The 18,481-nt window shown below is 45.6% G+C and carries 19 protein-coding genes and 3 tRNA genes; 2 read left to right on the forward strand and 20 right to left on the reverse strand.

The window, feature by feature from the left end:
* The 15 genes from NO989_RS19090 to aspS form a co-directional block, all read right to left on the reverse strand.
* Positions 1 to 73 (reverse strand) — tRNA-Lys (locus NO989_RS19090).
* A 38-nt stretch (positions 74 to 111) separates the two neighbouring features.
* Positions 112 to 187, reverse strand: a tRNA-Lys gene (locus NO989_RS19095).
* Between the two features lie 24 nt (positions 188 to 211).
* Positions 212 to 287, reverse strand: a tRNA-Lys gene (locus NO989_RS19100).
* 292 nt (positions 288 to 579) lie between these two features.
* Positions 580 to 1,374, reverse strand: a complete 795-nt coding sequence (gene ybgF, locus NO989_RS19105; protein ID WP_239245657.1) for a tol-pal system protein YbgF — start codon at positions 1,372 to 1,374, stop codon at positions 580 to 582.
* Positions 1,374 to 1,940, reverse strand: coding sequence for a peptidoglycan-associated lipoprotein Pal (gene pal, locus NO989_RS19110; protein ID WP_014948870.1), 567 nt, complete (start codon positions 1,938 to 1,940; stop codon positions 1,374 to 1,376). The genes ybgF and pal overlap by 1 nt, the downstream gene beginning before the upstream one ends.
* Positions 1,941 to 1,980: 40 nt before the next feature.
* Positions 1,981 to 3,336 carry a Tol-Pal system beta propeller repeat protein TolB gene (tolB, locus tag NO989_RS19115; protein WP_342313366.1) on the reverse strand — a complete coding sequence of 452 codons (1,356 nt, stop codon included), beginning with the start codon at positions 3,334 to 3,336 and terminating at the stop codon, positions 1,981 to 1,983.
* 4 nt (positions 3,337 to 3,340) lie between these two features.
* Positions 3,341 to 4,234 (reverse strand): cell envelope integrity protein TolA, encoded by an 894-nt coding sequence (tolA, locus tag NO989_RS19120; RefSeq protein WP_014978756.1) that lies wholly within the window; start codon positions 4,232 to 4,234, stop codon positions 3,341 to 3,343.
* A 7-nt stretch (positions 4,235 to 4,241) separates the two neighbouring features.
* On the reverse strand, positions 4,242 to 4,661 hold the full coding sequence (tolR, locus tag NO989_RS19125; RefSeq protein ID WP_105931903.1) for a protein TolR: 420 nt from the start codon (positions 4,659 to 4,661) through the stop codon (positions 4,242 to 4,244).
* Between the two features lie 29 nt (positions 4,662 to 4,690).
* Positions 4,691 to 5,380 carry a protein TolQ gene (gene tolQ / locus NO989_RS19130; protein ID WP_014948866.1) on the reverse strand — a complete coding sequence of 230 codons (690 nt, stop codon included), beginning with the start codon at positions 5,378 to 5,380 and terminating at the stop codon, positions 4,691 to 4,693.
* A complete protein-coding gene (ybgC, locus tag NO989_RS19135; RefSeq protein ID WP_014948865.1) occupies positions 5,370 to 5,768 on the reverse strand; it encodes a tol-pal system-associated acyl-CoA thioesterase in 399 nt (132 codons plus the stop codon). The genes tolQ and ybgC overlap by 11 nt, the downstream gene beginning before the upstream one ends.
* A 555-nt stretch (positions 5,769 to 6,323) precedes the next feature.
* Complete coding sequence (ruvB, locus tag NO989_RS19140) at positions 6,324 to 7,328, reverse strand: Holliday junction branch migration DNA helicase RuvB (protein WP_156086136.1); 1,005 nt, start codon at positions 7,326 to 7,328, stop codon at positions 6,324 to 6,326.
* 68 nt (positions 7,329 to 7,396) lie between these two features.
* The gene (ruvA, locus tag NO989_RS19145; RefSeq protein WP_014948863.1) at positions 7,397 to 8,017 is read right to left on the reverse strand and encodes a Holliday junction branch migration protein RuvA; all 621 of its coding nucleotides are present in this window, start codon (positions 8,015 to 8,017) and stop codon (positions 7,397 to 7,399) included.
* A 36-nt stretch (positions 8,018 to 8,053) separates the two neighbouring features.
* Positions 8,054 to 8,572, reverse strand: a complete 519-nt coding sequence (ruvC, locus tag NO989_RS19150) for a crossover junction endodeoxyribonuclease RuvC (RefSeq protein ID WP_014948862.1) — start codon at positions 8,570 to 8,572, stop codon at positions 8,054 to 8,056.
* Positions 8,572 to 9,012: a dihydroneopterin triphosphate diphosphatase gene (gene nudB, locus NO989_RS19155; RefSeq protein WP_014948861.1), complete on the reverse strand. Its 441-nt coding sequence runs from the start codon at positions 9,010 to 9,012 to the stop codon at positions 8,572 to 8,574. The genes ruvC and nudB overlap by 1 nt, the downstream gene beginning before the upstream one ends.
* Before the next feature lie 3 nt (positions 9,013 to 9,015).
* Positions 9,016 to 10,776 (reverse strand): aspartate--tRNA ligase, encoded by a 1,761-nt coding sequence (gene aspS, locus NO989_RS19160; protein WP_371343029.1) that lies wholly within the window; start codon positions 10,774 to 10,776, stop codon positions 9,016 to 9,018.
* A 247-nt stretch (positions 10,777 to 11,023) separates the two neighbouring features.
* On the opposite strand from aspS, the gene NO989_RS19165 reads away from it, so the two are divergent.
* The gene (locus tag NO989_RS19165; RefSeq protein ID WP_371343030.1) at positions 11,024 to 11,875 is read left to right on the forward strand and encodes a DUF72 domain-containing protein; all 852 of its coding nucleotides are present in this window, start codon (positions 11,024 to 11,026) and stop codon (positions 11,873 to 11,875) included.
* A 124-nt stretch (positions 11,876 to 11,999) separates the two neighbouring features.
* A complete protein-coding gene (locus tag NO989_RS19170; RefSeq protein WP_239245648.1) occupies positions 12,000 to 12,485 on the forward strand; it encodes a GAF domain-containing protein in 486 nt (161 codons plus the stop codon).
* Positions 12,486 to 12,571: 86 nt separating this feature from the next.
* On the opposite strand, the gene NO989_RS19175 is transcribed toward NO989_RS19170, so the two are convergent.
* The 5 genes from NO989_RS19175 to NO989_RS19195 all read right to left on the reverse strand — a co-directional run bounded on the left by NO989_RS19175 (position 12,572) and on the right by NO989_RS19195 (position 18,143).
* Positions 12,572 to 13,912 (reverse strand): sigma 54-interacting transcriptional regulator, encoded by a 1,341-nt coding sequence (locus tag NO989_RS19175; RefSeq protein ID WP_014948857.1) that lies wholly within the window; start codon positions 13,910 to 13,912, stop codon positions 12,572 to 12,574.
* On the reverse strand, positions 13,909 to 14,493 hold the full coding sequence (locus tag NO989_RS19180) for a hypothetical protein (protein WP_014948856.1): 585 nt from the start codon (positions 14,491 to 14,493) through the stop codon (positions 13,909 to 13,911). The genes NO989_RS19175 and NO989_RS19180 overlap by 4 nt, the downstream gene beginning before the upstream one ends.
* A 1-nt stretch (position 14,494) precedes the next feature.
* Positions 14,495 to 15,892 carry a sensor histidine kinase KdpD gene (locus tag NO989_RS19185; RefSeq protein WP_014948855.1) on the reverse strand — a complete coding sequence of 466 codons (1,398 nt, stop codon included), beginning with the start codon at positions 15,890 to 15,892 and terminating at the stop codon, positions 14,495 to 14,497.
* A 60-nt stretch (positions 15,893 to 15,952) separates the two neighbouring features.
* A complete protein-coding gene (locus NO989_RS19190; RefSeq protein WP_223866688.1) occupies positions 15,953 to 16,234 on the reverse strand; it encodes a calcium-binding protein in 282 nt (93 codons plus the stop codon).
* Between the two features lie 298 nt (positions 16,235 to 16,532).
* Complete coding sequence (locus NO989_RS19195; RefSeq protein ID WP_371343031.1) at positions 16,533 to 18,143, reverse strand: EAL domain-containing protein; 1,611 nt, start codon at positions 18,141 to 18,143, stop codon at positions 16,533 to 16,535.
* Positions 18,144 to 18,481 lie beyond the last annotated feature (338 nt).

Below are 18,481 nucleotides of genomic sequence, written 5' to 3' on the forward strand. Positions count from 1 at the left end.
TGGGTCGTGCTGGATTCGAACCAGCGACCAATTGATTAAAAGTCAACTGCTCTACCAACTGAGCTAACGACCCATCAAGTGACACACAGATAAGTTTCGCAATTCAAATGATGGTGGGTCGTGCTGGATTCGAACCAGCGACCAATTGATTAAAAGTCAACTGCTCTACCAACTGAGCTAACGACCCATCATTTGATGCTAGGAGAGAAAGTGGTGGGTCGTGCTGGATTCGAACCAGCGACCAATTGATTAAAAGTCAACTGCTCTACCAACTGAGCTAACGACCCTTTCTTTCCTGTTGTTGCCTGTGTCTTGGCAACGGCGGCATATAATACTCAGATTTTTATTCGACGCAACCCATAACGTCTTTTTATTTTCATTTTTCTGTCAAATTACGACTAAACGGTCAAAATGAAAACAAATCGCTGAGTATTTATACCAGTACTAATTGAGTTTAGTCAGGTTTCTACGAAATACAGTGAAATTTGGTGCAGAAGTTTTATGCACTCTAAATGGAATTTTTTGAAAAAAACTTTTCTCTAACTCATAAAAAAGCCTCTTTAAAAGAGGCTTTGTTCATTACAAGTTATTTAACCGAGATTCAGCGAGGCGTTTTGCCGATGAATCAGGGTAATCATTTACAACTTGTTGGAACAGCTGACGTGCTGTTGAACTGTCTCCCGTTCGCTCAGCAATGACACCTAGTTTTAATAACGCATCAGGGCGCTTGGAAGAATCGGTAAAGCGATTAGCTACAATATTAAATTGCTCACTTGCTTCGCTCCACTGCTGCTTATTAAACAGCAGTTGCCCTAACCAATAGTGCGCGTTTGGTGCGTAACCACTGTTGGGAAAGCGTGAAATGAACGATTGAAACGCAGGAATGGCTTTATCGTACTCACGAGACTTAAGGATCAAATTCACCGCATTTTCGTAGGCTTCATCTTCACCTGCTTGCGGAGCTTGCGTTGGCGTAGGTGCTGTTGGAGAGCTCACAGAGCCCGAATCAACACCTGCACTAGGCATGGCACTACCTTGTAGCGCGCCGCTTTGCTTAAGTGCTTCCACGCGTTTATCTATTTCAAGGTAAAGCTCACGCTGACGCTCAAGTACTTTTTGAAGTTCATTGGTATTAACTTCAACCGCACCACGCAGCTGGTCGACTTCCATTTGCATATTGTCTAATTGCGTTTGAAGCCTGTGTTGCATTTCGGTTCGGCTCTTAACAATACGCTCTAATACAACAATACGCTGTTCTAATTCACTGCCGCCATTGGCGTCTACCACAGGCGCTTGCGCAAATGCGGTAGAAACAGCAAGGGCGGCACATAAAGTGACGCCCATTTTTAATGTCTTATTCGTTAGAATAGTCATTAGCGGTAAACAACCACTCCGCGACGGTTTTGAGCAAATGCATACTCAGTAGAACCCATCACTGCTGGTTTTTCTTCGCCGTATGAAACTACTGTTACTTGGCTGCTGCTTACGCCAGCATTAAGTAGGTAAGTTTCAACAGACTGTGCACGACGTTCGCCTAGCGCAATGTTGTACTCTGGCGTACCACGGCTGTCAGTGTGACCTTCAATAGTCACTTTAGTGCTTGGGTTTTTCACCAAGAACGCCGCGTGCTTGTCTAGAATACGCTGGAACTCTGGCTTGATGCTTGAGCGGTCAAAGTCAAAGTAAACGGTTTGTTCGTTCTTCAGCGCTTCCATTTCTTGCTGAACCATTTCTTCCTGACGCTTCATACGCTGTGCAGCTTCTGCTTTAACGCGCTGTGCTTCTGCTTCACGTGCTTCCGCTTCTGCAGCCGCTTGTTCTTGTGCAAGGCGGTTACGCTCTGCTGCCAATTCTTCTTCGCTAGGGCCTGAAGAACATGCCATCATTGTCACTACTGGCAATGCGATAATGAAGCTCTTCATCACTTTATTCATTTGCATCCTACTAATCCTTAAATTTTATTGTTTAGTCGTTAAATTGTTAGAACAAAAATGGTGACCAACTTGGCGATTTAACTTGCCCATTGGCTGCTGGTAACCTAGCTTTAAAACGCCCATCTAAAGAAACCAGTGACAACACTTGGGTTCCCTCGTGAAGGGTGCTGTATATAATCATGCTTCCATTCGGCGCTACACTTGGTGATTCATCTAAGTACGTCCGTGTCAGTACTTGAGGTGATCCACCATCCAAAGACTGCTTAGCAATGTGATAGTTCCCATTAGTTTGGTTTACCATAATCATTTGCTTGCCGTCTGGGGAAATCGTACCGCCAAGGTTCTGTTCACCTACAAAGGTAACTCGCCTTACTTTCCCAGAATTTAAATTTACGCTATATATCTGGGGTTTACCACCCCGTTCCGAGCTAAATATTAACCCACTGCCGTCTGGTAGCCACGCGGGCTCCGTATCAATCGCTCTATTTCGTGTTACTCTGCGAAGATTTTTTGTCGCTAAGTCCATCACATAGAGTTCAGGGTTTCCATCTTTCGATAAAACCATTGCAAGTTGCTTGCCATCTGGTGAAAACACCGGGCTACTATTTATTCCAGGGAAATCAGTAATGCGCGTACGCTCGCTGGTGTAGATATTCTGAATGAATATTTGCGGTCTACGATTTTCAAAACTAACGTAGGCAAGCTTCTCGCCATCAGGCGACCACACTGGCGACATAAGCGGCTCTGGCGAAGACAACAAGCGCGTTTCGTTCTCGCCATCGTAGTCTGCAATGACTAATTGGTAAGGCTTTTCAACCGTGTCACGGTCGCGAACAATGACGTAAGCAATTTTCGTTAAAAATGCACCGCGAACACCGGTCAATTTTTCATATACAATGTCGCTAATTCGATGCGCATACTGGCGAAAATCTCGACCGTTAATTACTGCCTGACGGGCAGCAAGTACGTGATCATTACTCGATACCAAATTGCCGTCTTTAAGTACTTTAGCCTGCCCATTGTCAACTTGCCCTTTAAGTACATCAATCAACTCATAGGATACAAGGTAGCGGTCGCCTCCTTGTGGCTCAATACTTCCTACTAAAACCGTGTCTACACCTAAGGTTGCCCATGCGGTGAAAGACACTTGCTCCGCTGTCTCCGGGTACTGTGGCATTTTGTCGACAGATACCGGATTGAACTTACCACTACGCATTAAGTCGGCCATCACCACTTTAGAAATATCGCCAGGCATACTGCCCTGACCTTTCCATTTAAATGGCACAACCCCGATTGGACGTGCACTATCTACGCCCTCGGTTATCACAATTTCTAAGGATGCAAACACGTTGGCACTGAATGCCATCGTAATAAGCGCTATCCATAAACCTAGTTTTTTCATACCACTATAATTCCACTTTTAAAGTAATGTCTTTTAACTGCTCGTAAACGTCTGGCGCATCAGATACCGGTAACTTTTCGGCCCTGCGAACCGCGCTTTCAGCCGCTCTACACAGCGCATCATTGCCGCCGAGTACACGAATACTAGTAACAAACCCTGTCGTTGCTAACCGAATATTCAATCGACAGGTTTTTCCTTGATAGCTGTCGTCTGAATACAAATTGCGCTTTATGGTTTGCTGAATAAGCGCGGTATAACGCTCTACTTCAGTAAGTACCTGTTTTCGCCTACGTTCTTGCTGAGCAGCTTGTTCTTTCGCAAGCTGCTCTTGCATGATCCTTTCCATTTCAGCGCGTTCAGCTGCTTCTTTTTTCTTTCGCTCAGCCTCAGCTTTCGCTTTTGCTTCGCGCTCCTTACGCTCTTGTTCCTTCTGCGCCGCTAAGCGCTCCAAGTCTTTCTGACGTTTCGCTTCAGCCGCTTCTGCTTCACGCTTCTCTTTCGCACGCTTGGCTGCTAGCTGCTGCTGGCGTTTTTTCTCTGCCGCGGCTTCTGCTTTTCTCTGCCTTTCTTGCTCTTCGGCTCTTGCTTGAGCTTCAGCTTGTGCCTGCTCCCTTTTTTGATCCGCAATCGCTTGCGCATCAATAAACGTCGCTTCTATCACAGGCGCATTCGACGGCATACTTGGCAACGGGTCAGGAGAGAAACTGACGCTAATTAGCAACAGCGCAGCAATAAAAAGATGCAAACCAATGGACTTGTACAAGCCTACTTGTTCTGGGCTTATACTGTTGGCTTGCTTGGCACTTTTGCCGTTCTTTTTATCACCACTTACACCGTTACTCGCGTTGTTTGAGTGGCTAGCGGTTGACGTGCTTTTCGACACTTCAGGTTTCGACATATCTATATTACTCAACCGGATCCGTCATTAACCCTACTGAAGGCACACCCGCCTGCTGTAATAACACCATTAGCTGTATCACTTCGTTATACGCTACTTGCCCATCCCCCTTTACTACTACGGGCGTATTGGGCTCTTTGGTCAATTGTGCTTTTACTATAGCGCCAAGCTCATCTGCGCTAATTGGCGATTCCTGGTCTTCGCCTACATTAAGGAAGTAGCGACCTTTAACATCCACTGACGCAATAATTGGCGGTGTATCTTCTTGCTCTATCGGGTTAGCGCTTGCTTTAGGCAAATCTACCTTTACCCCTTGAGAAATAAGCGGCGCCGTTACCATAAAGATAATAAGCAACACCAACATCACGTCGATGTAGGGCACTACGTTTATCTCTGATACCGGCCTGCGGCGTTTTCTTACATACATAACAAGTCCTCCGTTTGGAATGTAAACGCTTAGGCTTGTTGTTGTGCTTGCGCAGCAACGGCTTGGCGATGAAGAATTGCTGAGAACTCTTCCATGAAGTTGCCGTAGCTATTTTCTAGCTTCTCAACCTGATGACTGAAACGGTTGTAGGCAATGACCGCAGGAATAGCGGCAAATAGGCCAATAGCAGTTGCAATAAGCGCCTCTGCAATGCCTGGCGCTACCATTGCAAGGGTAGCTTGCTGCACTTCACCTAATGCGATGAAGGCATTCATGATCCCCCACACAGTTCCAAATAGACCGATGTAAGGACTAATTGAGCCCGCCGTGGCTAAAAAGGGTAGACGACTTTCTAGTTCTTCGACTTGACGAGACATAGAAACGCGCATGGCACGGTATGTACCATCAACTATGCCGTTGGTAGCGGTGTTAGACTTGCGCAGGCGAACAAACTCTTTAAAGCCTGAGCAAAAGATGCTGCCCATGCCTGTTAGGTTAGTTCTGGCGGAAAGCTCTTGATAAAGACGGTTAAGGTCAGCGCCTGACCAGAACTTGTCTTCAAACTGACGCATTTCGTTGCGTGCCGCCGACAACGCTTTACTGCGTTGGAAGATAAACGTCCACGACGCTATCGACACGCTTAGCAACAAAAGCATAACTAGTTGAACAATAAAACTCGCTTGTAAAAACAAGCCAATAAAAGTGAGATCAGATGACACGCGAAATTTCCCCTAACAAAGTACGTGGTAATCTTTTTGGCTTCATAACGGCCAAATCGACGCAGGCAACCTTGATATCTCCCGATACCAATGTAACGCCTTGTTCATTTTTAATAATTTGTTGAAACGTCATACTAGCGCCTTTCAATTCTACAACGCGAGTTTCAATACTCAACAGTTGATTGAACCGTGCAGGCGCATAGTTATGCATTTCAACGTGTTTGACGACGAAAGCGATGGATTGTTCCATCAGCGTGTCTTGTTCAAAACCTAGCTCGCGAAGCCACTCTGTACGGGCTCGCTCCATAAACTTTAGGTAATTCGCATAATAGACGATACCGCCTGCGTCGGTATCTTCGTAATACACTCTTACCTGATGTAAATGCATAACTATTCCTTCACCCAAAAATTTAATAATCCAAAGCGGAGTTAAAACAACTAATTAGTGCGACAAAATGCAGAACAAAAACACTCCACAAGCCCCACCAAAGCTAACATTTAATCAAAAGTAAACCAATATTAAACACCCAGTTAACACATTAGTTTTTCTAATTCAAACCAACAATTTTACTCAATTGTAGTTTTTTCTGCTCTCCCTATAATGCACAGCATCAGTCGTACAGAGCGTGATGGTGCTTAGCACGGTCATGCAAGAGTTATTCTCCTGTTAGACATGAGTTCCCTGGATTTATTTCCTTCAACACTTGTTGTTTTAGCCCGCTCACTGAGCGGGCTTTTTTTTGCCTGTAGTTTGTCACTTGTATCTAGCAAGATAAACGGCATCCACACTAGCCGTACGCTTTACCCTCGCGCTCTACCAAGAGTCGACTTAGTTTCTAATCCAGCGTAACTTTCGCTTACGCTATTTACTAAGCCTAAAAAAGCCCAGCTATCCAGCTAGGCCTCTAGTACAAACCTATATCCTGTTAAACAAAGCGATAGATTATTCTGACGGAGTAAAGCCAAAGTGCAGATAAGCGCGCTGTGACACAATACGACCACGCGGGGTGCGCTGTAAGAAGCCCTGCTGAATAAGAAAGGGTTCAATCACATCTTCTATGGTTTCTTTTTCTTCACCAATGGCTGCTGCCAAGTTATCTAAACCTACTGGACCACCATCGAACTTTTCAATAATAGCAGTAAGCAATTTGCGGTCCATGTAATCAAAGCCTTCTTTGTCTACATCAAGCATGTCTAGGGCTTTAGCAGCGACATCAGCGCCCACAGTGCCGTCAGATTTTATTTCGGCATAGTCTCGAACACGGCGAAGTAAGCGATTTGCGATACGAGGTGTACCTCTAGAGCGACGAGCGACTTCCTGTGCACCTTCCTCATTCATTTCTAAATTAAGATAGCTTGCGCTTCTTGCAACAATGCTAGTGAGGTCTTTTACGTTGTAAAATTCAAGGCGTTGTACAATACCGAAACGGTCCCGTAATGGCGACGTTAATGAGCCTGCTCGGGTTGTAGCGCCTACCAGCGTAAAAGGAGGAAGGTCTAGCTTAATTGAACGGGCGGCAGGCCCCTCGCCTATCATAATATCAAGCTGGTAGTCTTCCATGGCAGGATAAAGAATTTCTTCTACCACTGGACTTAAGCGATGTATTTCGTCTATGAACAATACATCATTGCGCTCAAGGTTGGTAAGCAGTGCAGCCAAGTCGCCAGCTTTCTCAAGCACAGGGCCTGACGTGGTTTTAATGTTCACGCCCATTTCATTTGCGACAATATTCGCAAGCGTGGTTTTACCCAGTCCTGGCGGACCAAAAATAAGTAGATGGTCTAGCGCATCGTCGCGATTACGCGCAGCTTGAATAAAAATTTCCATTTGCTCACATACGTGAGGCTGCCCCGTATAGTCTTCCAGCATTTTAGGGCGAATGGCGCGGTCGATGACCTCGTCTTCGGTGCTTGCTTCAGGCGTAATCAGTCTGTCGGCTTCAATCATGATAGTTCTACTTTAAACGGTGACGTGAAGACAGTCAGACTAAGAACCGCTGTCTTCGTTGAGCGCCATTATATGGCCGCTTTTAATGATTCGCGAATAAGGGCTTCGCTTTCCATGCCCTCTTTATATACGCTGTCGACTAACTTGCTCGCTTGAGCAGGTTTATAGCCTAGTGCAATAAGCGCGCTTTGCGCTTCTTCCCGAGCGTCGTTTACAGCAACAATAGTGTTGGTGGATAACAAGTCGCCACTTGGGGGCGGTACAGCAATACTCTGCGCCTTGCCAAATTTTGCTAGGCGGTCTTTAAGCTCTACCACTAAACGCTCTGCGGTTTTCTTACCTATACCCGGTAAGCTGACGAGAGCAGAAACATCTTCGTTTTGTACGCTTGCTAAGAACTGGCTTGCTGACATACCAGATAAAATAGCAAGGCCTAACTTCGGGCCTACACCATTGGCTTTGATCAATTCTCGGAAAAGCCCTCTTTCCATTTTATCAGCAAAACCAAACAGCAATTGGGCGTCTTCACGAACCACAAAGTGTGTGTACACCACCACTTCTTCACCCACCGCGGGAAGCTGGTAGAAACTGGTCATAGGCATGTGAATTTCGTAGCCAACACCGGCTACATCTACAAGAATTTCTGGAGGCTGTTTCTCAGCCAACGTACCGCGAATTCGTCCAATCATGAATTATCTCTGTAAAAGCGTGAGCTTCGAGCAGTATTAGCGCAAACGACCACGAACGGTTTTTCGGGCTTGCCCTGCCATGTTTATCAGGCTCTGTTCAGTGTGTGCATGACACAAGGCAACGGCTAATGCATCGGCAGCATCGGCCTGTGGCGTGCCGCTTAAATTCAGCAGGTGTTTTACCATGTGCTGAACTTGCGTTTTATCTGCGCCACCTTTTCCAACTACCGACTGCTTAATTTGCCTTGCGCTGTATTCAGCAACAGGAAGTTGCGCTTGGGTGGCTGCCACAATGGCGGCCCCTCTGGCCTGACCAAGCTTCAGCGCTGAATCAGGGTTTTTCGCCATAAATACTTGCTCAATAGCAAACTGGTCGGGTTTATATTGACGAATAATATCGCCAACCCCGGTAAAGATATTAGCAAGACGAGAAGGCAAATCTGCCGTTCCAACGCGAATACATCCGCTTGCTACATACACCAGTTTACCCTGCTTGCGTGCAATTAAACCGTAGCCTGTGATCCGAGAACCTGGATCTATACCCAGTATAACCACTAAGGCACACTCGGTACAAACAAAGATACCGCTTCTTTATTAGAGGGAGACCATAAACGCGCGAGCGCTTCGTCTTTCGACACCCATTCGTACTGTAAGTGCTCGGTTAAGACAAGGGGTAAATCGCTGTTTATTTGAAGGGAAAATACGTGTTCTGTGTTGTGCACAGTACCAGGAGGATAACGATGTAACCAGCGGCTACGAATTTCATATTGGTTTTGCTTATCGTGGTCGTTAACCACGAAACCGTGCGCTTTGGCATCGATGCCAATTTCTTCACACACTTCACGATATGCCGTTTCTAAGGGTAACTCCCCCTCTTCTAACGCGCCGGTTACCGACTGCCAAAAGGTGGGGTCGTCTTGTCGTTGCAAAAGCAGCACTCGATAGTGTTGGTCGTACAACACTACCAGTGCAGATTCAGGCTTCTTATACGCCATAAATTACGATTGCTTTTTCACCGTTGCAATAGCGAGCTCTTCAAGCTGCTGTGGGTTCGCAGGGCTAGGCGCCGATGTTAAAGGACATGCCGCTGTGGTGGTTTTAGGGAATGCCATAACATCACGGATAGACGTCGCGCCAGTCATAAGCATTACCAAACGGTCTAGACCAAACGCAAGACCTGCATGCGGCGGCGCACCAAAGCGCAGCGCGTCAAGCAAGAAGCCAAACTTGTTCTTCGCTTCTTCATCGTCAATGCCAAGAATGTTAAATACCGCGGACTGCATGTCTTCATTATGAATACGTACAGAACCACCGCCTAATTCAACACCGTTCAATACCATATCGTAAGCGTCAGATAAGGCTTCTGCTGGGTTAGCTTTAAGTTCTTCTGGCGTTAAACCACGTGGCGCAGTAAACGGGTGGTGAATAGCGTGAAGCTGACCGTCAAATTCTTCAAACATTGGGAAGTCAACAACCCAAAGTGGTTTCCACTCGCCTTCAAGAAGCTCAAAGTCTTCACCAAGCTTAAGACGAAGTGCGCCCATCGCTTCGGTTACCACAGTGTAGCTGTCAGCACCGAACAATAAAATATCGCCACTTTGTGCGCCAGTGCGCTCTAGCATGGCGTTAGTGATGTCTTCCGTTAGGAATTTAAGAATTGGCGACTGCAGGCCTTCAAGACCAGCACCAGCATCGTTAACTTTAATCCAAGCTAGGCCTTTCGCGCCGTAAATACCTACGAACTTGGTGTATTCGTCAATTTGCTTGCGCGAAAGTGACGCACCGCCAGGTACGCGAATAGCCGCAACGCGACCTTTCGGGTCGTTTGCCGGGCCGCTGAATACTTTAAAGTCAACGTTAGCAAGCAGGTCTGCAACATCTGTTAACTCAAGCGGGTTACGTAGGTCTGGCTTATCGCTACCAAAGCGCGTCATGGCATCGGCGTACGTCATGCGCGGGAAGTCGCCAAGGTCCACGTTTAGCATTTTGTTGAACAGGTCGCGGATCATGCGCTCTGTAATAGACATTACGCCATCGGCATCTAAGAACGTGGTTTCGATATCGATTTGGGTAAATTCTGGCTGACGGTCGGCACGTAAGTCTTCGTCGCGGAAGCACTTAACGATTTGATAGTAACGGTCCATGCCCGACATCATTAGAAGCTGTTTGAAAAGCTGTGGCGACTGCGGAAGTGCAAAGAATTCACCTTTGTGTGTGCGGCTTGGCACTAGGTAGTCACGTGCACCTTCTGGCGTTGCCTTAGTGAGAATAGGCGTTTCAATATCAAGGAAACCTTCTTCTTCTAGGAAGCGACGTACAGCACCGGTTACTTTTGCACGAAATTGTAAGCGCTGGCTCATAACAGGACGGCGAAGATCTAGATAACGATAGCGAAGGCGCTGTTCTTCTGAGTTTTCTTGGTTCCAGTCCAGTGGAAGCACGTCAGACTTGTTGATCACTTCAAGGCCTGTGCCTAGGATCTCAATCTCACCTGTGCGCATGTCTTTGTTAACTTGACCTTCAGGGCGCGCACGCACTTTACCCGTTAGCTTTACACAGAATTCGCTACGCAACGTGTTAGCTACCGATAGCACGTCTGGTAAATCTGGGTCGAACACCACTTGTACGATACCTTCGCGGTCGCGTAAGTCGATGAAAATTACACCGCCTAAATCGCGACGCTTATTAACCCACCCGCAAAGGGTAACTTCTTGTCCAATGTATGATGAATCGATATTCCCACAGTAATCTGTGCGCATGGTCCTTGACCCCTGATGTTTTTTCTTGCTTCGCATGCAGTAAATTGGCGTTCAAAACCGCTTACTTTTAGGCTTAAGACTTTGCCAAAAATCGCGTAAACTTGCTGGCCAATTAGCTGGCCCGCCCACAACATGCATAATGTAATGATTTAAAGGCCGCATAGTATAAACAAATGCTTGATAAAGCCCAATGACAAATATGCACAAATCAGCCATATCACAAGGAAATCTCTATATTGGATTGCCAATGTGGCAACACAGCCATTGGCCAAGCACGTGGTTTGTTAATTATCCCAAGTCTGATAATGGATTGTCGCTGTATGCCAAGGAGTGTAATACGGTTGAAGGGAATACCACATTTTATTCTCTTCCCCACCAAGACGCTGTAGCAAGGTGGTGCAATTCAACACCCGACCACTTCAGGTTTACTTTCAAGTTTCACCAGAACATTACTCATGTACACCAATTACAGCATTGTGATGAAGAGGTTGCCCAACAGCTTGCTTTATTAAGCCCGCTTAAAGAAAAGCTAGGAGTCATGATGCTGCAACTACCCGCATCTTTTGGGCCAGAAAAGCTATCCATTTTAGATACTTTTTTAGCGGCGTTACCTCAAGAATTAAACATAGCGGTTGAGGTGCGCCACCTGGCATTTTTCGCTAAGGGTGATGAGGAAAAGGCGCTTAACCAACTTTTGATCCGCCACGGTGTGAATAGAATCATTATGGACACCCGAGCGCTTTTCACTGGCTCTTTAGACGCAGGGGGAAACAATAGACGAGCGATGCTAGAGGAAGTGCGAGAGAAAAAGCCTCGTGTACCGGTAAACGTTATTGCTACAGGCCAGACTCCCATTGTGCGCTTTGTAGGCAATGATGTTGATGATGACAACCAACGCTGTTTATTGCCTTGGGTGAAAAAAGTGAAGATTTGGCAAAGTGAAGGAAAAGACGTGTACTTTTTTTGTCACCGCCCAGACAACAAAGATGCTCCCTGGTTAGCGCAGCAGTTTATCGATTTGTATAACAACACTACTCCATCACTCGCGCTAAATAACCTGTCTATTAAAACTCAACCAGAGCAGAATTCACTGTTTTGATGACGAGCAACTGACATTGAGCCTATCAATATTTTTTAATAGATAGCGTTTTTCTAATTCAGCGGTAAACTACTGCTCTTATCTATTTTGGTACTACACCATTATTTACCGTGAAATAGCCTCAATGAACCATGAATATGAGAAAGCGCGTATTGCTGCGCTTGAATCGCTAGATATTTTAGATACTTCCCCAAGCGAACAACTTGACGAGCTCACCAAAGCTGTACAAGAAGAATTTAATGCTAAAACCTGCTTGGTAAGCCTTGTTGCAGAAGATCGCCAATGGTTTAAGTCCCGCCAGTGTATGGATGCTACCGAAACACCGCGTAATATCTCGTTTTGCACCTACGCGATAGCCGAAGAAGAATACTTAATTGTTTCCGACGCTAAAGCCGATAAGCTATTCGCTAATAACCCGCTGGTTACTGGCAGCCCTTTCATAAGAGCTTACGCAGGTGCTATCTTGCGCAACAAAGATGGCTATGAATTGGGTACGTTATGCCTACTGTTTGATGAACCACGTGACTTTTTAGATGTTGAGATAGAAAGCTTAAAAAACCACGCCCGCACAGTTGAAACCATTATTTTTTCAGAGCACCTTCCAGCATAACTCCAGCCCTACGCTTTTCGTATCGCAAAACAAAAACGCATCACTAAAAAGTGATGCGTTTAATAACTCTCTAAGCTCGACTATGTCTATCTGAAATCAGCTGCGTCTAGCTCGTGCTTTTTCATAAGCTTGTGCATATCAGTTCTATTTCTACCAGCAAGCTCTGCCGCGCGCGTTACGTTGCCGTCGGTCATTTTTAGAAGCTTGTGCAAGTATTGCTGTTCAAACGCATCGCGCGCTTCTGTAAGCGTTGGCCAGCTTTGCTTAGTGGCTGACAAGGCTTGCTCTACTAAGTGAAGCGGAATAACCGGCGTTTGCGTTAACGCAACACACTGCTCAACCACGTTAACAAGCTGACGTACGTTACCTGGCCAAGATGAGGTTACCAGCTGTTGCATCGCGTCATCAGAAAATTGGCTTACATTCACGCCATGACGCTGTGCGCTTTGCTGCAACAGCGAGCGAGCCAGAAGTGGAATATCTTCACTTCGCGATTTCAGCGACGGAAGTTTTAGGTTCACCACGTTTAGACGGTAATATAAATCTTCGCGGAAGGTGCCTTCTTCCATTTCTTTGTGCAAGTCTTTGTGCGTTGCAGAAATGATACGCACATCGATGTCTACGTGCTTGCTGCTACCTACTGGACGAATTTGGCGCTCTTGTAATGCACGCAGCAGTTTTACCTGCAGCGTCATCGGCATATCGCCAATCTCATCCAAGAACAAGGTACCGCCGTCGGCTTCTCTAAACAGACCAGGGTGAGCAGCTACGGCACCGGTAAACGCACCTTTGGCATGACCAAATAGCTCAGACTCAAGCAAGTTTTCAGGTAATGCTCCACAGTTAATAGCCACAAATGGTTTGTCGCTGCGGTTACTGGCTTTATGAATGGCATTAGCAAGTAACTCTTTACCTGTACCGCTCGCGCCGCTAATAAGCACAGACACTTCACGCTGAGCTATGCGGAACGCCTGGTCTAGTACATTTAGCATTTCTGGAGAACGGGTAATGATGTCCTTTGCCCAATCCCCAGGCTGTGCAGCTTGAGACTGGCTAAGTGCTTTTTGCAGCAGCGCGCGTAATTCGTCGTGATCGACAGGTTTAGGCAAAAACCCAAATACACCACGCTGAGTGGCTGCTACCGCATCAGCAATGGTGCCGTGAGCCGTCATCAGAATTACAGGAATATCTTTTCTAATTCCCATAATTTCTTCAAACAAACTCAGACCATCTAAGCCCGGCATACGCAAGTCACTCAATACTACATCGTAGTTGTCGTTTTGAAGCTTTCTTAACGCTGATTGACCGTCTTCCACTGCGGTCACCTCATAACCTTCGCCTTCCAGACGAATGGTTAATAAGCGCAATAAGCTCTTATCGTCATCTACCAACAATAAGTTAGGGTTACTACTCGCCTTTTCGCTCACTGTTGTGTACTCCTGTTTTTATCCATCAGTGTTGCTTCAATCTGCAACAATTCTTCTAGTTTTTTGCGCAGGTTAACTGCTTCAATTTCAAGTGCTTTTACTTTCTCGCCACGAGAAGTATTTTCTTGCTCCAACACCACCATGGCAGATTCAAGCTGCATAATCTGATTGTTGTGCGACGCAGCAATAACAGTCACCACTTCTTGCGCAGTGGGTGTAAATGTTCCAGCAATATCATTTAACGCAAGCTGCGCGCGCAACCTGTCTTGATAAGGTGTATCTGTTGGTAGTGTTAAAACGTAGGCGTGAAGCGTGTCAGATGCTGTATCACCTAACGCTTTTAATGCTTGCTTACGCTCTAACCAAGGTTGGTTGGCCGCGTCAATCCACGCGTTAAGCCAATAGGTTGCATCGCAATTGTGCTCGAACCCCTGTGGAGGCTCAACAAATAAACAAAGGCCACGTTCTATTTTAGCTACAGGCGTCACCTTTTCTGGCTCACCTGCGTTGTCGTTGTTTCTGGTTAAACTCTGACATCCTGTCAGCACCAGTAAGGCGACAATTAAACCACTTATTCTCATTTTATTTTTCCTGTTGCCCAATGGTCACTCTAAAGCAAACATCGGCATAGTCTACATCTACAACACGCACATCACCATGCATCAGTCGAGCGCAATCGGCAACAATTGATAACCCTAAACCCGTCCCAATGACATTGTCGTTTCTCGGCTCGGTTCCTCGGATAAAAGGTTCAAATAAAGTATGTACTGACTCTGGAGCAATACGCTTACCGCGATTGGCAACATCCAGTACAAGATTATCGTTTTCGTTATAAAGGCTAATATTTATCGGTCTTCCCACTGCGCCATGCGCGACTGCATTGGACACCAAGTTATCAAGTATTCTTCTAAACAGCTCCTCGTCTATACGTACCTCGGACGCAGTTATCTTTACTTCCACTTCTCTATCCTGAATGGCGAGCGCGTAATCTTCTAAACAAGCAGAAACTAACTTACTAACGTCACTTTGTACCATTTTTGGCTGAGCTTGTTGCAACAGCAGGTTGTAGTCGAGCAACTTTTCCACCAGCGTGTTGAGCCTTTGCGTGCTAGCAGTAAGTAGCGAAAGTACTTCGCGTTGACTGTTATTCAACTCGCCCACCACGTTTTCAGACAACAAGCTGCAGCCTTCTTTAATGCTGGCAAGCGGAGTTTTGAGCTCGTGAGCCGCGTGTCGCAGCAAGGCGGTTCTAATATGCTCCAACTGCTGTAGTCGATCATAAAGCCAATGTAAATCTTTCTCTACATCAATCAGTTCTTTTGGCGCTTGTCTTGAAAGGGGTGGAAGCTGACCATCGCTGTGGGCCATGATCCTTATAATCTTTTTTAAGTTGTTAACGGGGTTCACAATAAGTTGACTCCCCATCAGTATTAGCAATAACGAAACGCTTACAAGCATAGCTGTAGACCAAGCTTGTTTTGCTTGCATGGCATTTAAGTCATCTTGCTGGACTTTGACACGTTCAGTAATAGCGGCTTCTACATCGTCGCGAAGCTGGTCGACGCTATCGCCCACTGACGCAAGGTAGGCATTAAGTAAAAGCTGGTCTTCAATCGCTCGATATTCGGCTAATTGATTTAGCTGTTCTGAAAGTCGCGTGCAGGTAGTTGGTACCGAGAGAGCCTGACATAGATTGTCAGCGGCCACGGCAAATTGATCGATGGCGTTATCAGAAAGGGATGCCACCCTATCATTTCTCAACACAGCAAATTGGCGAATGCTGCGCTCTACGTCAACGACCGCGTTATCGAGTCTTTGCATGTCGCTAACAACATCGACAACAAACCGTGTTTCAAGTGTTGTCATTTGACCCACTTTGGCTAAGTCGCTTTGACTTTGCCAAAGTAAGGCTATAAGAGGAATAAGGGCCAGTACAAAACTACCTAGCGTCAACTGCCTTAGTGAACCAAGTTGTACCAAGCGTTCACCAAACGAAACCTTGTTTATCAGAACCTTACCCTCTTAAATATATTATTTTATCTACTCACTTGCTGTGAGCTTTTCATTGCCTGGCGTCAACTTGCTTTTTGCCAATTCGGCTTCGGAAAGTTTGCCATCTTCGTTGTCATCAATCAGCCCAAAGTTACGCAGTAGACCTGTGTGTCGAACCGCTTCTTTAAGTGATATCAGACCATCTTTATCTGTGTCTAATTCCTGCATCAACGAGCGCGCTGGACTTGCGTACGCGTCCGCTACTGAAATGGCTTGTACTGCAGCAACAGCACAAAGTGCTAAGAAAACTTTTTCGAGACGTTTCATCATGAATCCTCCGCTAAACGCTTTTAAAATCCTTCTCAATCCGCTTTGATACCAGCCCTGTGTTATCAGGTTATGCTGCTGTTAAAGCTCATGGATACTACCACTAGTCTTCAATTAACCACTATCATAATTGCATTCAAACTGCTTATGCGATTTTCAGACCAAAAAGAAAAAGCACAATAAAAACATAGGCATATATAAACAAATGTACTATTAAGCACTCAGCATACAAGTTAAATGTTGCAAAAAAGAAACACCACTTTGAAACACTGTATGTCAAAGTGGTTTTATCGATGCCTTGCTATACAGAGAAACTACTATCGCTGTAATGGGAGGGAGAGCAAGTGAGCTCCGATAAGGGGATGGGCTTGCTAAACATAAATCCTTGCACATTGTCACATCCATGCTCTCTAAGATAATTCCACTGTTCAAGGTTTTCTATGCCCTCAGCACATACCGAGAGTGACAGTCTTTTCGCCAAATCAATAATTGCCCCAGTCACAAGACGGCTTCGTTCTGAAGTTTGAATTTCCATTACAAACTGTCGGTCAACTTTTAGCGTGTCGATATTGATTTGCGTCAGGTAACTTAACGAGGAGTAACCCGTTCCAAAATCATCTAGAGCTATGGCGCACCCCATATTTCCGATGCGTCTGAAGAACTTGTTTGAAAGAGTAAAGTTTTCTAGATACGCACTTTCTGTCACTTCAAATTCAATGTTTTCTGGGTTGATGTCATAGAGCTTGAAAGTATTGTAGATGTAGTCAAACAGCTGCGAGCTTCGCAAATCATGTCCAGATAAATTGATTGAGGCTCTAAACGGAGACGTGGCCCATTGTTTTAAATCTGGCATATCAATACAAACGCGCTTAATTACCCAACGGGTAATTGCAGTGATCTTACCGCCCTGCTCAGCAATTGGGATAAACTCGTTCGGCATGACCAAGCCAAATTCAGGATGTTGCCAACGAATAAGCGCTTCTACGCCGATTACGTTCCCTTCGTTGTTAACTTTAACCTGGTAATAAACAACAAACTCATCGTTGCTGATTCCTTGCTCAATACCGTTAGCTAAGTGGAGTTTACGCTTATGCGACTCAACCATATCAGGTGTAAACAGTGTGTAGCTGCCCCGCCCTCGCGCTTTTGAGCGATACATTGCAAGGTCTGCATTGCTCATCAGTTCGCTTAGGTCGTAGCCCGCATCGGAAGCCGTAGCGATTCCAACGCTTAAACCTACCGTTAGTGATAAGCCACGCAGTTCAAAAGGCTCATCAAATGCGGTAATAAGTCGCGTTGCCAAGCTTTGCGCTTGGTCAGTAGTCACATCTCTATCGGGCAGTACTAAGAACTCATCCCCTCCCAGTCGCGCGAATAAATCGCCGTCGCGCAGCAAACACTGAACTCTGTCAGCAACCTCTATGAGAATGAGATCTCCGGTTTCATGTCCTAAAGAATCATTGATGCCCTTAAACCCATCTAAATCAAAAAACAGGAGCAGTAAGTCTTCATCATTTCTTTTGGCTCTGGCTAGCTCAAGTCTTAAGTTATCGAGAACAAACTGTCGATTGGGAAGACCGGTTAAACTATCGAAGTTTGCCAGACGAGACATGGTTTCTTGTTGATCAACCAATGTTTGCTTTTGCTCAAAGTTGATAAGTAACTCAACTTCAATGGTATCCAATAAACTATTAATGTTATTCGATAACTGTCCAATTTCATTAGATGTATTAAGTGAACTGCGCAGCGCATAGTCTTTTGACTCAAATACTTCTTGAGTAAACTGCCTCAGCGACCCAATAGGAGAAATCAAACGGTATAAAATAAAGACACAAGTGCCAGTGCAAAGCAGCCAAACCGCGATAACGATAGGCACTTGCTTAATGAGCTGGCGGGCTGAACTTGCCGCCATGGTGTCTCCAATATCCACATAAAGAACAACATGTCCAAGTGGGTATAGGCTACTGCCTACAATTTGATGGGCAGTGATAACATTGTCGTATTGCGTAACACCAAATGGAATTTCTGCAGGATCAAGTGGAACAGATTGATTGGAAAGCTGGCTTAAGGAATCAGGTTGAATAGTGGAAATGACTTGATAGTCGTTGTCATATAGCGTGGCGGAAATAAGATTATCGTGTTCTTTTATCGGTTGAAAAAGAGAGGAAAATACGAGACTGTAACTAATTTTGTGTAACTGCCTATCTCAATTTACTCTATAGAGAGTTAAGGATAGGCAGATGAACATGA

This window comes from Alteromonas sp. DY56-G5 (assembly GCF_041414725.1).
In the GTDB taxonomy this organism is placed as follows: Bacteria; Pseudomonadota; Gammaproteobacteria; order Enterobacterales; family Alteromonadaceae; genus Alteromonas; species Alteromonas macleodii.